At 71.2% G+C, this 13,829-nt stretch carries 13 protein-coding genes and 1 pseudogene; 9 read left to right on the plus strand and 5 right to left on the minus strand.

The genetic code is table 11. The features are described from left to right. Positions 1-97: 97 nt before the first annotated feature. Positions 98-520, plus strand: a pseudogene (locus ACFY93_RS19790) (hypothetical protein); the annotation flags it as partial. Between the two features lie 223 nt (positions 521-743). On the opposite strand, the gene ACFY93_RS19795 reads toward ACFY93_RS19790, so the two are convergent. After that, entirely contained in the window at positions 744-1,001 is a 258-nt protein-coding gene (locus ACFY93_RS19795; protein WP_391360526.1) for a mycoredoxin, read from the minus strand. A 166-nt stretch (positions 1,002-1,167) separates the two neighbouring features. Here ACFY93_RS19795 and ACFY93_RS19800 point away from each other — a divergent pair, with 166 nt between their 5' ends. From ACFY93_RS19800 to ACFY93_RS19815, 4 genes are all read left to right on the plus strand, one after another. Next, positions 1,168-3,444, plus strand: a complete 2,277-nt coding sequence (locus ACFY93_RS19800; protein WP_391360527.1) for a UvrD-helicase domain-containing protein — start codon at positions 1,168-1,170, stop codon at positions 3,442-3,444. Between the two features lie 167 nt (positions 3,445-3,611). After that, positions 3,612-3,932 (plus strand): hypothetical protein, encoded by a 321-nt coding sequence (locus tag ACFY93_RS19805; protein WP_391360530.1) that lies wholly within the window; start codon positions 3,612-3,614, stop codon positions 3,930-3,932. Between the two features lie 175 nt (positions 3,933-4,107). Then, positions 4,108-4,476 (plus strand): WhiB family transcriptional regulator, encoded by a 369-nt coding sequence (locus ACFY93_RS19810; RefSeq protein WP_391360532.1) that lies wholly within the window; start codon positions 4,108-4,110, stop codon positions 4,474-4,476. Then, a complete protein-coding gene (locus ACFY93_RS19815; RefSeq protein ID WP_391360535.1) occupies positions 4,473-4,796 on the plus strand; it encodes a hypothetical protein in 324 nt (107 codons plus the stop codon). Before ACFY93_RS19810 ends, ACFY93_RS19815 begins: the two co-directional genes overlap by 4 nt. Before the next feature lie 153 nt (positions 4,797-4,949). On the opposite strand, the gene ACFY93_RS19820 is transcribed toward ACFY93_RS19815, so the two are convergent. Further along, the gene (locus ACFY93_RS19820; RefSeq protein ID WP_391360538.1) at positions 4,950-6,341 is read right to left on the minus strand and encodes an AarF/UbiB family protein; all 1,392 of its coding nucleotides are present in this window, start codon (positions 6,339-6,341) and stop codon (positions 4,950-4,952) included. Beyond that, on the minus strand, positions 6,334-7,539 hold the full coding sequence (locus ACFY93_RS19825) for a TOMM precursor leader peptide-binding protein (protein ID WP_391360541.1): 1,206 nt from the start codon (positions 7,537-7,539) through the stop codon (positions 6,334-6,336). Before ACFY93_RS19825 ends, ACFY93_RS19820 begins: the two co-directional genes overlap by 8 nt. 211 nt (positions 7,540-7,750) lie before the next feature. Here ACFY93_RS19825 and ACFY93_RS19830 point away from each other — a divergent pair, with 211 nt between their 5' ends. The 4 genes from ACFY93_RS19830 (at position 7,751) to ACFY93_RS19845 (ending at position 11,631) form a co-directional block, all read left to right on the plus strand. Continuing rightward, the gene (locus ACFY93_RS19830) at positions 7,751-8,347 is read left to right on the plus strand and encodes a SprT-like domain-containing protein (protein WP_391360543.1); all 597 of its coding nucleotides are present in this window, start codon (positions 7,751-7,753) and stop codon (positions 8,345-8,347) included. A 125-nt stretch (positions 8,348-8,472) separates the two neighbouring features. After that, positions 8,473-10,167 (plus strand): TerD family protein, encoded by a 1,695-nt coding sequence (locus ACFY93_RS19835; protein WP_391360545.1) that lies wholly within the window; start codon positions 8,473-8,475, stop codon positions 10,165-10,167. A gap of 11 nt (positions 10,168-10,178) precedes the next feature. Continuing rightward, the gene (locus ACFY93_RS19840; RefSeq protein WP_391360548.1) at positions 10,179-10,859 is read left to right on the plus strand and encodes an AIM24 family protein; all 681 of its coding nucleotides are present in this window, start codon (positions 10,179-10,181) and stop codon (positions 10,857-10,859) included. 16 nt (positions 10,860-10,875) lie between these two features. Continuing rightward, the gene (locus tag ACFY93_RS19845) at positions 10,876-11,631 is read left to right on the plus strand and encodes an AIM24 family protein (protein WP_391360551.1); all 756 of its coding nucleotides are present in this window, start codon (positions 10,876-10,878) and stop codon (positions 11,629-11,631) included. A 55-nt stretch (positions 11,632-11,686) separates the two neighbouring features. Here the strand turns inward: ACFY93_RS19845 and ACFY93_RS19850 are convergent, their stop codons facing one another. Continuing rightward, on the minus strand, positions 11,687-12,208 hold the full coding sequence (locus ACFY93_RS19850; protein WP_391360553.1) for an NUDIX domain-containing protein: 522 nt from the start codon (positions 12,206-12,208) through the stop codon (positions 11,687-11,689). Next, complete coding sequence (locus ACFY93_RS19855; protein WP_391360556.1) at positions 12,205-13,668, minus strand: zinc-dependent metalloprotease; 1,464 nt, start codon at positions 13,666-13,668, stop codon at positions 12,205-12,207. Before ACFY93_RS19855 ends, ACFY93_RS19850 begins: the two co-directional genes overlap by 4 nt. Positions 13,669-13,829 lie beyond the last annotated feature (161 nt).

Here is a 13,829-nt window from a genome sequence, read left to right on the forward strand (position 1 = left end):
GCCCGTCGAATACGAAGTCAACTACTACACCGAACTCACGAAACCCCAGTTCATCACCACAATCTGAGATCTCTACCGAACCCGGGGCGGTTCAGATGAGAACCTGACCGAGTTGCCTGCTGACATGCTGGCTGTTCTCGCGGCTCGTGGCCTGCGGATGCCGAGCCCCGACGAGTGGGAGCACGCTTGTGGAGCTGGGGCAGAAACCCTGTTTCGGTGGGGGAACGACTGCCCCCTCGACCGCATCCCCTACGGGGACCGCACGGGCCCGCAGAACCAGCTGAACGCCTTCGGCCTGCGCATCGCCTACGACACCTACCGCACGGAGTTGACGAGCGACGTTACAGCGGTCCACGGCGGAGACGGTGGCGAGTCGGTGTGCGGCGGCTACGGCCACATGCTGGCATGGCTGCCCCTGGCCACCGCCAATCGCAACCCATCCATGGTCGAGTTCGTGTATGGCCCGGATGGTGAGGACCTTTGCGAGGACTTCTCTACTCGGCCTGTGCTCGCGCTCTGAACCTACGGCTTTGCTACCGCGCGCTCAGAGGTTCTGTCGGTGACGGCCACCAGGTGGAACGCTCAGTCTCTCTGCGCCCTGTGCAGGGAGCGTTCAGGAGACGGCCTCGCATCTACAGCGGTGGTCGCCGGGGGCGGGCCTTGGTCCTGCCGCTGCGGTCTCCCCGGGGCACACAAAACCCCCGATCGGCGTCAGGCCGGTCGGGGGCTGCGTCTCGCAAGGGTCAGACGCCGAGCGCCTGCTTCACCTGGGCAAGGCTCGGGTTCGTCATCACGACCTCAGCGCCACCACTGGAGGGAACTACCTGAACGGTCGGGACCGTCTGGTTCCCGCCGTTCGCCTTTTCCACGAAGGCCGCGGACTGCGGGTCCTGCTCGATGTTGATCTCGGTGTAGGCGATGCCCTCACGGTCCATCTGGCTCTTCAGCCGACGGCAGTAGCCGCACCACGTGGTGCTGTACATCGTCACAGTGCCCTGCATGTGTCTCGCGCTCCTTCGCTGCCGGGGTTGCGTGTCCGCAGTCAGAGGAACGTACGTGAAGGTTCCACCATTCCCGTACCCGGGACCCTGCGGGGAGCGGGAGTGGGCGCCGCGCGGAGGGTGGGCGGGCGGCGCCCGTGCGTGACCGAGGCGACGGCAGGGGCCTGTGACGCCTGCCGCATTAGTACGACCGCGAGGGCCTCCCTGTGGACAACCGGCTCGTCCGTCCCGGGCGACCTGGCAGCATGGCGGGGTGACAGCAGCAACGCGCTCCCCTCTCTTCCCGCAGGTTCCGGATACGGCCGACGCGGTGCTCGAAGGGCTCGACCCCGAGCAGCGCGAGGTGGCGACCGCCCTGCACGGGCCGGTCTGCGTGCTGGCGGGCGCCGGCACGGGCAAGACCCGCGCGATCACCCACCGCATCGCCTACGGCGTGCGGGCCGGTGTCCTCCAGCCGTCCAGCGTGCTCGCCGTCACCTTCACCAACCGTGCCGCCGGTGAGATGCGCGGCCGCCTGCGCCAGCTCGGTGCCGCCGGCGTCCAGGCGCGCACCTTCCACTCCGCCGCGCTCCGCCAGCTCCAGTACTTCTGGCCGAAGGCGGTCGGCGGCGGCCTGCCCAGGATCGTGGACCGCAAGATCCAGCTCGTCGCCGACGCCGCGGCGTCCTGCCGCGTCCGCCTGGACCGCAGCGAGCTGCGGGACGTCACCGCCGAGATCGAGTGGTCCAAGGTCACCCAGACCGTCCCCGGCGACTACGCGGCCGCGGCGGCCGGGGCCGGCCGTGAGGCGCCCCGCGACCCGGCCGAGATCGCCCAGATCTACGGGGCGTACGAGGACGTCAAGCGCGACCGGGCCCTCATCGACTTCGAGGACGTCCTGCTGCTGACCGTCGGTATCCTCCAGGACCGTCACGACATCGCCGACCAGGTCCGCTCCCAGTACCAGCACTTCGTGGTCGACGAGTACCAGGACGTCAGCCCCCTCCAGCAGCGACTCCTGGAGCTCTGGCTCGGCGAGCGCGACAGCCTCTGCGTCGTCGGAGACGCCAGCCAGACGATCTACTCGTTCACCGGTGCAACGCCCGACCACCTTCTCGACTTCCGTGCCCGACACCCCGCGGCCACCGTCGTGAAGCTGGTCCGCGACTACCGCTCCTCGCCCCAGGTGGTCCGACTCGCCAACGGCCTGCTCGCCCAGGCCCGGGGCCGGGCCGCCGAGCACCGCCTGGAGCTCGTCTCCCAGCGGGCCCCGGGACCCGAGCCCCGGTACGCCGAATACACCGACGAGCCCGCCGAGGCGGAGGGGGCCGCCCGACGCATCCGGGACCTCGTCGCCTCGGGCGTCCCGGCGGGGGAGATCGCCATCCTGTTCCGTACGAACTCCCAGTCGGAGATCTACGAGCAGGCCCTCGCCGACGCCGGAGTCCCCTACCAGCTGCGGGGTGCCGAGCGCTTCTTCGACCGCCCGGAAGTGCGCAGGGCAGGTGTGGCCCTGCGCGGCGCCGCCCGCTTCGGGGGCAACGACGCCCTCCTCGACGACACCGTCGACCTGCCTTCGCAGGTGCGCGCCGTGCTGTCGGGCGAGGGGTGGACGAGCGTGCCTCCGGCCGGCTCCGGAGCGGTCAGGGAGCGCTGGGAGTCGCTGGCCGCACTCGTCCATCTCGCGGAGGACTTCAGCGGGGCCAGACCGGACGCCACCCTCGGCGATCTGGTGGCCGAGCTCGACGAACGGGCGAGCGCCCAGCACGCCCCGACCGTGCAGGGCGTGACCCTCGCGTCGCTGCATTCCGCCAAGGGCCTGGAGTGGGACGTCGTCTTCCTGGTCGGTGTCGCCGAGGGCATGATGCCGATCACCTACGCAAAGACGCCGGAGCAGCTGGAGGAGGAGCGCCGCCTGCTCTACGTCGGCGTCACCCGCGCCAGAGAGCACCTCTCCGTCTCCTGGTCGCTGTCCCGCACGCCCGGTGGCCGGGCGAGCCGCCGGCCCAGCCGCTTCCTCGACGGTCTGCGACCGGGATCGGTCGCCACCGCGGGCCGGACCGGCGCGGCGGGCGGCGCCGGAGGCGTCGAGCGCGGAGTGGGCGGGAGCGGGGGGACGGGGCCGCGGCGCGCGAGCAGGACCCCGGCCCGCTGCCGGGTCTGCGGGCGCACCCTGACCGACGCCGGTGAGATGAAGCTGATGCGCTGTGACGACTGCCCGTCCGACATGGACGAGGGGCTGTACGAGCGGCTGCGGGAGTGGAGGGCCGCGCAGGCGCAGCGCAGCGGGCAGCCCGCCTTCTGCGTCTTCACGGACAGGACCCTGATGGCGATCGCCGAGGCCACACCCGACGACGAGCGGGAGCTGGCGCGGATCCCCGGGGTCGGCGCACGCAAGCTGGGCCGCTTCGGCGCCGATGTCCTGGCCATCTGTGCAGGTCAGGAGGTCGGCGGTGGTGGGTGAAGTGGCTGATACAAACTCGTCGAGAAAATAGTTTGCGCGCGGCCCGGCAATCCCCATAGGTTCTTAACACGGAAACGGCGGGCTTCTCCGAGGCCCGGGTTCCGTGCTGTACTTGATGACCGTCGGACTGGTTCCAGTCCCCAAGACGCCGAGAGGAGGCGATTGCAGTGATCAGCATCAACAGCAGCTTCGTCAGCAACGTGAAAGTGACCGATCGCTCGGTCGTCTCCACGTGTGTCCTCGGCGGCTCGAACCAGGGCACCGGTCTGTCCGGCATGCATGCCGTCCGTCCGGCCTCCCCTGAGTTCCTCACGGGTCTGTCCATCCGTGAGCGCGATGAGCGACCGATCAAGGCACTGGAAGCAGTAGAGGCACAGGCGCAGGCCTATGCCTTTGCGGCAGCCGGTGCCGGATCCCTGAAGCAGACGAAGCAGAACCACACGATGTGGGCCTTCCGCGGGCCTGAACCCTGGAGTGATCCAGCCTGATCCTCGATCAGGCCGGCGCCTTCAGGGCCGCGGAACCCCACCCGGGATCCGCGGCCCTTCTGTTTGTCCCCGACCGGGGACGGCGGAGCGAAGGGGCCTCGGGACAAGAAAAGAACCCGGTACCAGCCGCCAACCGGCCGACCGGCCGGCACGACCCAGACGAGGAAGACGAACCGTGCAACTCGAAGCGCACGCCCCGTCCGTACCGCCTTCCGAAACGATCCCCCCGCCCGGCCCCACAGAGGACTCCGCCTTGACCCCGCTCATCACGCTCACCGCGCTCGACGACGCCATCGAGAACCTCGGCGTACCCGTCCCCTGCCGCTCCTACGACCCGGAGGTGTTCTTCGCCGAGTCGCCGGCCGATGTCGAGTACGCCAAGTCCCTCTGCCGTACCTGCCCGCTGGTCGAGGCCTGCCTCGCCGGCGCCAAGGAGCGGCGTGAGCCGTGGGGCGTCTGGGGCGGCGAGCTCTTCGTCCAGGGCGTCGTCGTCGCCCGGAAGCGGCCGCGTGGCCGCCCGCGCAAGAACCCGGTCATGGCATGAACATCACCGGAACGATCGACCGCCCCCTCACGAACGACCCCACGAAACAGGCCCCGATGAAGCCGTCCACCAGCGAGCCCGCCGGTTCCGCGATCCCAGACTTCACCACCACCGACGCGAAGGACTCGCGTCAGAACAGGACCCGAGAGATGCAACTCATCCCAGAAGCCCTGGCGCGTGCGCATATGCACCAGCGCCTGCACGAGGCCGAGCAGGAACGCCGGGCACTGCGCCTGGCGGCCGCTCGCCGGATACAGCGGCGTGCCGAGCGCGCCTCGCTGCGCGCTCGGCGCGCGCTGGCCATGGCCGTCATGCAGTAAGCAGCCGACGCACGTCGGAAGAAGGGCCGGTACACGTACCGGAAGAAGCAGTGATGTGATGCGGGGGCCGGTCCAGGAGGACCGGCCCCCGCGGCGCGTCGCCGGGCGCGTCACCGGACGCGTCACCCGGCGCGGGGGCCGGGCGCGGGGCCGTCACGCCTCTATGGCCGGCTCCTCCTCGTTCAGCGGCTCCCCCTCGTCCAGCGGTTCCTCCGCCGCCGTGTCCGCCAGGAACCCCGGCAGCCACTCCTCCAGTTCGTCGCGCAGCCGGACCGTGGCCCCGAGCTGGCACAGCACGCCGATCGTGCTCAGCGTCACCCGGTGGATCAGGAGGTAGGAGGGCGGCAGGTTCAGCTGCTTGCCCAACTGGTGGGCGGGGGAGCGGGGGTCGGCCACGCGCGCGGCCTGGCTGCGGATCCAGCTCCTGGTGAAGGTGAACTCGTGGGCCTCGGCGGGCTCGATGATCGGCAGGAGGTAGTCGAGGACCGCGTCGGGGTCGAGGTCTATCGACTCCTTGACGAAGCCCTCCTCGCAGAGCGTCTGGTAGACCGCTTCCGCCTCGCCTTCGATAGTCATGCGCAGACAGCCGCCGATCGTCGGGGGCAGGCCGCCGGGCAGCCGGTCCACCGTGCCGAAGTCGAGGACGCCGAGGCGCCACCCGACCTTGTCGTCGGGCAGCAGGCGGAAGTTGCCCGGGTGCGGATCGGCGTGCAGCAGTCCCGTGCGCGCGGGGCCCGAGAACAGGAAGCGGGCCAGCAGCTGTCCCGCACGGTCCCGCTGTTCCTGGGTGCCGTCGGTGATCACCTCCGACAGAGGTGTCCCGTCGATCCACTCCGTGACCAGAACCTGCTCACACTGGTGCACAACAGCCGGAACCAGTACATCCGGGTCGTCGGCGAACTCCTGCGCGTGCACCTCCTGGGCCTGGGCCTCCAAGCCGTAGTCGAGCTCCTCGGAGACCCGGTCGCGCATCTCCGTGATCAGCGGCTTGATGTCCATGCCGGGGACGAGGGGGCCCAGCAGCCGTGCGAAGCGGCTGAGTTGGTTCAGGTCCGACAGCAGGGCGTCGCCCGCGCCGGGGTACTGCACCTTGACCGCCACCTCACGGCCGTCGTGCCACACCGCGCGGTGCACCTGGCCGATGGAGGCCGCCGCGGACGGCTGGTCCTCGAACTCCAGGAACAGCTCGGGCCACTCCGGTCCCAGTTGGTCCTCCAGCACGGAGTGCACCGTGCGCGTCGGCATCGGCGGCGCCGCCTCCTGCAGTCTGGTCAGCGCCGCCCGGTAGGGACCCGCCACCTCCTCGGGAAGCGCGGACTCGAAGACGGACAGGGCCTGCCCGAACTTCATCGCGCCGCCCTTGAGTTCACCGAGCACCTTGAACAGCTGCTCCGCGGTGCGCTGCTGCAGCTCCCGGCCCACGATCTCGGCGGACTTCCCGCCGATCCGCTTGCCGAGGCCCCAGGTGACCCTTCCGGCGAAGCCGATGGGCAGGGCGGCGAGCTTGGCGGTTCGGGTGACCGCCTTCCGGGGAAGATCAGACATGCGCCCTCCAGGTCCCAGACGGCCGTGCGGCGTAAGGCTGTTGCCCCGCCATTGTCGCGTGCGGCTCCGTGCCCGTGGAGGTGTGATCCTCCTTACCCCGGTCCGCGGCCCCGCACGAGCAGTCGGGGTGCGGCCAGAGCGGGCGCGCGTGCCAGTTGAACCGGGGCACGGAGGTCTCCCACCGGGCCGCCGCACTCGACGGTAGTTCCCCGTCGAGAAAGGCCAGCGCGTGCCCTGCCGCCAGTCCGGCGACCGAGGCCGCCAGGGACAGGTCGCACGCCTGCACCTGCCGCTGCCGACCCGAGCGCCACTGCGCGACCATACGCGGCCAGGCCGGATCCCGGTCGGCGCGGCCCCGGTCCAGGCAGCCGGCGCAGCCCGTGTCACCGGGCAGCACCAGGGGGCCGACCACACCGGTGCCTTCCACGACGCCGGCATAGAGATGGGGTGTCCCCGAGGCGATCAGGGGCTCGGCGGCGGCCGGATCGGGTGCGTGGACGCCGAGCCCGTCACGGGGCGTGAGGACCACGAGTGACATCCCGGGCTCCTCGGTCCCCGTGCCACGCGTCCGGCCGCCTCCCCGGGCGCGGGCCCGTGGCGGCCGGTCCGGCATGGCCGCTCGCACGGCGCGCCGGGCCGCCTCGTCCCTGCGCTCGCCGACGGACTCGGCGGACAGCCCGCCCGGCGCGACATCCCACGGCTCGACGCAGCCGCCGTCGCGGACCTCGACCTCGCCGACACCCGCACCGGCCAGCAGCGAGGCCAGTACCACCCCCACGCGCCCGGCTCCCCGCACCTGCACACGCGGGGAGCGGCGGGCGGCCAGACGTCTCGCGCCATCGCCCGGACCGGAGGTGGACAGGGTGAGGGAGGCGAGGTCGGGGCGCAGCCGGTCCCACGTCGTCCGCTTCTTGCGCAGGGCGTCGGCGGCCGGGCCGCCGCCGGTCGCGTCGTCCAGCAGACCGGACCCGGCCAGGCGGTCCACCAGCGCGTCGACATGGCCGTCGGGCAGGCCCATCCTGCGGCCCTCGTCCCGTAGGAGCGGCAGTCCGCGCGTGCCGTCGAGCAGGGTCAGGAAGCTGCCCGTGGCCGTGTCCACCGGCCCCAGCACCATCGCGTGCGCGGGAGTCATCCCGAACTGCACGGTGTTGAGATCCCGCCAGCCGCGCCGCAGCGCGGGCTTCACCATCGGATGCATGACCGACCCCCGTACCCGTGAACGTCCCCGTATGCCGGCGTCCGTCCTGGTTCGCCGACTCGTGCCAGCATGCCCGCCCGGCTCGCCGACTGCCGAAAGTTGTCCACAGGCAGCGGCGTTCGTCGTACGAATCAAGCGCACGGGGACCGGATCGCAAGCGAACCGTCCCGGGGACGGGACTTCCCCCAGGTACAGCGGGTAACGTCGGGGCGTGCCCGCCGACCCACTGCACCGCGCCGGAAAACCACAGCGCAGCACGACGAGCCTGCCGCCGAGCGGCTCGGGGGCGAGCGCGATCGAGGTCCGCAGGAGCGCCCGCCGCCGCAGGACGGTCTCCGCGTACCGCGAGGGCGATCGCACCGTCGTACTGATCCCTGCCCGGATGTCCGCGGCGGAGGAGCAGCGCTGGGTGACCGTCATGCTCGACAAGCTGGCCGCCCAGGAGAGCAAGCGGATGCTCGGCGACACCGAGCTGTCCGAGCGCGCCGGGCGCCTTTCCGACCAGTACTTCAACGGCCGGGCCCGGCCCGCCTCGGTGCGCTGGGTCACGAACCAGAACACGCGCTGGGGCTCGTGCACCCCGTCCGAGGGCAGCATCCGCCTGTCCCACCGGCTCCAGGGAATGCCCGAGTACGTCGTCGACTACGTGCTGCTCCACGAGCTCGCGCACCTGCTGGTGCCCGGCCACGGCCCCCGCTTCTGGCGACTGCTGGAGGCGTACCCGCGCACGGAGCGGGCCCGCGGCTACCTGGAGGGCGTCGTCGCCGCCGACCGGCTGCCCCACCTTCCGGCTGCCCGGGACGAGTGACCCCGAGGCCGGTCCCCGCCGGAGACGGTTGTGTACCGGGTCTGTACCGGCATCGTCCCTTCCCAGATTTTGCCGTTAGCCTGGCGCGACGCACTCGCATTCGGGATGGGGGACGGTCGTTTCGCATGGCCAGGGATTTCCAACGCGGCCACAAGGCCAGGATCAGTGACCTCACCGCGGGCACCGATCTGTACGTAGGCGTGCAGATCACCGGCCCCGGCTTGACCTTCGACATCAGCTGCTTCGGTCTGGACGCCGACGAACGGCTCTCGGACGACCGTTACTTCATCTTCTTCAACCAGCCGAAGAGTCCCGAGGAGTCCGTCCAGCTGCTGGGCGAGCAGGCGGGTGACACGGAATCCTTCCGTGTCACGCTCGACCGGATCCCGCCGCGGATCCAGAAGCTGTCCTTCACCGCGACGATCGACGGCGCGGGACAGATGTCGCAGATCGCCCCCGGATACCTCCGGATCGTCGCAGGCGGCGAGGAGGTGGCCCGGTACGCGTTCAGCGGTGCGGAGTTCTCCACCGAGCGTGCCGTGATGCTGGGTGACTTCTACCTGAAGGACGTCTGGCGGTTCGCCGCGGTCGGGCAGGGCTTCGACGGCGGTCTCGACGCGCTGCTGAAGAACTTCGGCGGCGAGGTGGCCGAGGAGGAGCCGGCCGCCCAGCAGCCGCAGCCGGGCGGTGCCCCGTCCTTCGCGCCGCCGCCCCAGGCCGCCGCGCCCGCTTTCGGAGCCCCGGCCGCGCAGTCCGCGCCCGCCCCGGCCCCCGCACCCGCCCCCGCGCAGGGCTTCGCGCCGCCTCCGGGTGGCACTCCGCCTCCCGCCCCGGCGCCCGCGCCGTCCGTGCACGCCGCGCCGACGATCGTCGCCCCGCTGACGCCCCCCGGGGGCGGCACGGTGCACCCGCCGGCCCCCGCGCCGTACGGGCAGCCGAGCGCTCCGCCCGGATACGGCCAGCCCCCCGGCCAGTCGGCCCCGCCGCCTCCCGGGTACGGCCAGCAGCCCCCGAGCGCGCCGCCCGGATACGGCCAGCAGCCGCAGTACGGCCAGGTCCCGGGGCCGCCCGGTCCCCCCGGCCCGCCCGGACAGATCCCCGGCCAGCCCGGTGCCCCGTCCCCGTACGGTGCTCCGCAGGGCACCCCGCAGGGCGGCGCCGGTGTCGCCGCCGCGCTCAACGGCTTCAAGGAGAAGCCCACCGGCCAGCGCTGGACGCAGCAGAACAAAAAGCTCATCCGCGTCGACCTCGGCGTCGGCGGGGACCAGGCCGTTCTGGCCCGGCAGGGCAGCATGGTGCTGTACCAGGGCAAGGTCGACTTCAGCTACAAGGGAGCCGGATTCGCCGGCCGGATCGTGGGCAACGCGACCGGCCAGGAGATGCAGCTCATGCGCTGCACCGGCCGGGGCCAGGTGTTCCTCGCCGAGGAAGCCACCCACGTGCACCCGGTCGAACTGCAGGGCGACGCCATCTGCGTCTCCGCCGAGAACGTCCTCGCCTTCGACGAGTCGCTCCAGTACGAGGTGCGCCGGATCGAGGGGCACGGCATCCCCGGGGGCGCGCTGTTCACCATGCAGTTCCAGGGGACCGGCACCGTCGTCGTGAAGACGCACGGCGCGCCCGTGGTGCTGCCGGTGACCCCGACGACGTTCGCCGACTGCAACGCCGTCGTGGCCTGGTCCGCCGCCTCCCAGGTGATCGTCTCCAGCCAGGTGCGCATGCGCCGCAACGCCTACCCGGGGGACACCGGCGAGAGCGTGAACCTGCAGTTCCGCGGCGCCCCCGGCAATTTCATCGTCGTCCAGCCGTACGAGGTCTGAGGGAGCCCGTCATGAACCAGCCACTCGCGGGCTTCGCCCCTGCACCCGTCTCCGCGCGCATGGAGAACCACGGCAACCACATGCTCAAGGTCGCCATGCAGACCGGAAGCGACCTCCTCGCGCGCGTGGGGTCGATGGTCGCCTACGAAGGCTTCGTCCAGTACGAGCCGAATCCGCCGGCGGTGCGCCAGATCGCCCGCGACTGGGTCACCGGTGAGGGCGCCCCCCTCATGAAGTGCTCCGGGGACGGACTGCTCTACCTGGCCGACTACGGCGCCAACGTCGTCGTCATCAACCTCAACGGGGACGCGATCTCCGTCAACGCGACCAACCTCCTCGCCTTCGACGCGCACCTCCAGTGGGGTGTCGAGCGCGTCAAGGGACTGGCCAAGTTCGCAGGTCAGGGCCTGTGGAACACCAAGATCTCCGGTCAGGGCTGGGTCGCGCTGACCTCCCGGGGCAAGCCGATCGTCGTCGACTGCGGTGGCGGTGAGGACGAGACGTACGTCGACCCCGACGCGCTCGTCGCCTGGTCTCCGAACCTGAAGGTGAAGGGCAAGCGCAGCTTCAAGGCCCAGTCGCTGATCGGACGCGGCAGCGGCGAGGCGTACCAGATGGCGTTCTCCGGGCAGGGCATCGTCGTCGTCCAGCCCAGCGAGGACAGCACCGACCGCATCCGGGTCCGGGGCTGAGGGGGAGCTACACACCATGCAGAGTCCGCTTTTCGGCTACAACGAACAGCAGTCCCAGGACCGCTACAGCCTGCAGAACTCGCAGATGCTGAGGGTCGCCCTGGAGGGTCACGACGACATCCTCGCCCGCAAGGGCACGATGGTCGCCTACCAGGGGCTGGTGGAGTTCGACGCCGAGTACCAGACCTCCGGCCAGCGGCGCGCCCGCGCGCACACCGGTGAGGGTCTCGACCTGATGCGCTGCCACGGTCAGGGCACCGTCTACCTCGCCAACCTCGCCCAGCACGTGCACGTCGTCGAGGTCGACCAGGACGGTCTCACCGTCGACAGCAGCTATGTCCTCGCCATGGACTCCTCGCTGCACCACGAGGTCATCGCCGTGGACAGCCAGTACGGCATCTCCGGCTCGGGCAAGTACCAGCTGGTGATCACGGGACGCGGCAAGGTCGCGCTGATGACCTCGGGCATGCCGCTGATGATGCAGGTCACCCCCGACCGGTACGTGAACTGCGACGCCGACGCGATCGTCGCCTGGTCGAACGGCCTGCGCGTGCAGATGCAGGCCCAGACGCACTCCTCCGGGGTGTGGCGCCGTCGTGGCAACACCGGCGAGGGCTGGGAGCTCAGCTTCATGGGCCAGGGCTACGCGCTGGTGCAGCCCAGCGAGCTGCTGCCGCCGCAGAACGCGGCGATCGGCCAGGGCCTTCGCGCCCAGTACGGCATGGGCCAGCAGGGCGTCCACGCGCAGAACCGGGGCAACGCCTGGAGCTGAGCGCCGAGGGACAGAGGTGAGGGGCGACCGTCCAGGCGGTCGCCCCTCACGTCGTTCACAGGCGGGCGCGGGCCGCCTTCAGCAGTCGTACGACCGACGCGTCGGCGACGTCCGCGACCTCGTCGTAGCCGAACCAGCGCAGGTCGAGGGACTCGTCGCTGATGCGATGAACGGCTCCGGGCGGTGCCACGACCGCGTACTGCACATCGAGATGCCAGTGGCACGGCGCCGGGATCGGGTGCCGGTCCAGCGCCACGGGCCCGCCGGGAAGCAGCGTCAGACCCTCGACGCCGGACTCCTCGGTGGCCTCACGCAGAGCCGCGGCGTCGACCGTGACGTCGCCCGGCTCACAGTGGCCGCCCATCTGGAGCCACATGCGCAGCTTCCGGTGGAGCGTGAGCAGCACGCGGCCCCGCTCCGGGTCGATCACCAGGCCGCTCGCCGTCAGGTGCCCGGCCGTGCAGGCCTTCCACATGCCGTCCGGGTGCGCCGCGAGATGGTCGAGATAGGCGCGGCGCAGCTCGTCCTGGCCCTCGTACGCCTGGAGTACGAGGACCGCGTCGTCGTGAAGAGTCACTCGGAGTCGTCGTCCTTGCCGTCCGACGTGCCCCGCGACCCGTCCTCCTGCCCGTCCCCCTGCTTGTCCTCCTGCTTGTCCTCGGGCTTCTTCCTGAGGTCGGGCTTGCCCGCGGCCTCGCCGAGCATCTTGTCGAGCTCGGAGAAGTCCAGCTGCTCGTGGTGGACGAAGCCGTCCGGGTCGTCCAGGTCCGAGGCGTTCGGCAGCATGTCCGGGTGGGCCCACAGACCGTCGCGGCCGTCGACGCCACGGGCGTCGGTCAGCGACGCCCACAGCCGCGAGGCATCCCGCAGCCTGCGGGGCCGCAGCTCCAGGCCGATCAGGGTGGCGAACGTCTGCTCGGCGGGTCCGCCCGTCGCGCGGCGGCGGCGCAGGGTCTCGCGCAGCGCGTCCGCGGAGGACAGCCTCGGCTTCGCGGCCGCGTGGACCACCGCGTCCACCCAGCCCTCGACGAGCGCGAGCGCCGTCTCCAGACGGGCCAGCGCGGCCTTCTGCTCCGGGGTGTCCTCCGGCTGGAACATGCCCTGCTGGAGTGCCTGCTGCAGCTCCTCGGGGTTCTGCGGGTCGAACTGGCCGACCACGTCCTCCAGCTTGGCGGTGTCGACCTTGATCCCGCGCGCGTACCCCTCGACCGCGCCGAACAGGTGCGAGCGCAGCCACGGCACGTGCGCGAAGAGGCGCTGGTGGGCGGCCTCGCGCAGGGCCAGGTAGAGACGCACCTCCTCCTGGGGGATGCCCAGGTCCTTGCCGAACGCCTCGACGTTCAGCGGGAGCAGCGCGGCCTTGCCCGCCGGGCCCAGCGGCAGCCCGATGTCGCTCGAGCCGACGACCTCACCCGCGAGCACGCCCACGGCCTGGCCGATCTGCGAACCGAACATGGCGCCGCCCATCGAGCGCATCATGCCGATGAGCGGGCCCGCCATGGCCTGCATCTCCTCCGGCAGGACGTCGCCCATGGCCGCTCCGACGCGCTCGGCGACCGGGTCGACGAGCTCCTTCCAGACCGGAAGGGTCGCCTCCACCCACTCCGCGCGGCTCCAGGCCACCGCGGAGTGGGCACCGGACGGCAGCGACGTCGCGTCGTCGAGCCACAGGTCGGCCAGGCGCACGGCCTCACCGACCGCCGAGCGCTCGGCGGGGCCGACGCTCGCGTCCTTGGTGCCGTCGGAGGTGCCCTGGGCGACCTGCTGGCGGGCGATCTGCTTGGCCATGTCCCAGTTCACCGGGCCGCCCTCGTACGAGAGCATCTGGCCCAGCTGCTGGAACGCGGCGCCCAGGTCGTTGGGGTTCATGGAACCGAACATGGCTGCGAGCGGGTTGTCGCCGGCGCCGCCGGCTCCGGGCGGCCCGAAACCGAACGGTCCCTGACCACCACCGCTCTGCTGGTCCTTCTTCTTGCCCTCGTCGCCGTTCTCCGGCTCCTCCGGCGGAAGGCCGAATCCGAATGGGGTGTCACTCACGGGATTCCTCGGCTTGGTAAGGCCGCCGGTTCTTCCGACGGCGGCTGCCCGACAACACCACCCAGCGTAGACACCGGAACCCGATCGGGCCTCGATGCTTCGCCGACTCTCCGCCTGCGGCAGGATGGATGCCACCTGGTACGGACGCGTCACGCGTGTCC

The organism is Streptomyces sp. NPDC008313, from assembly GCF_042956125.1.
Classification (GTDB): Bacteria; Actinomycetota; Actinomycetes; order Streptomycetales; family Streptomycetaceae; genus Streptomyces.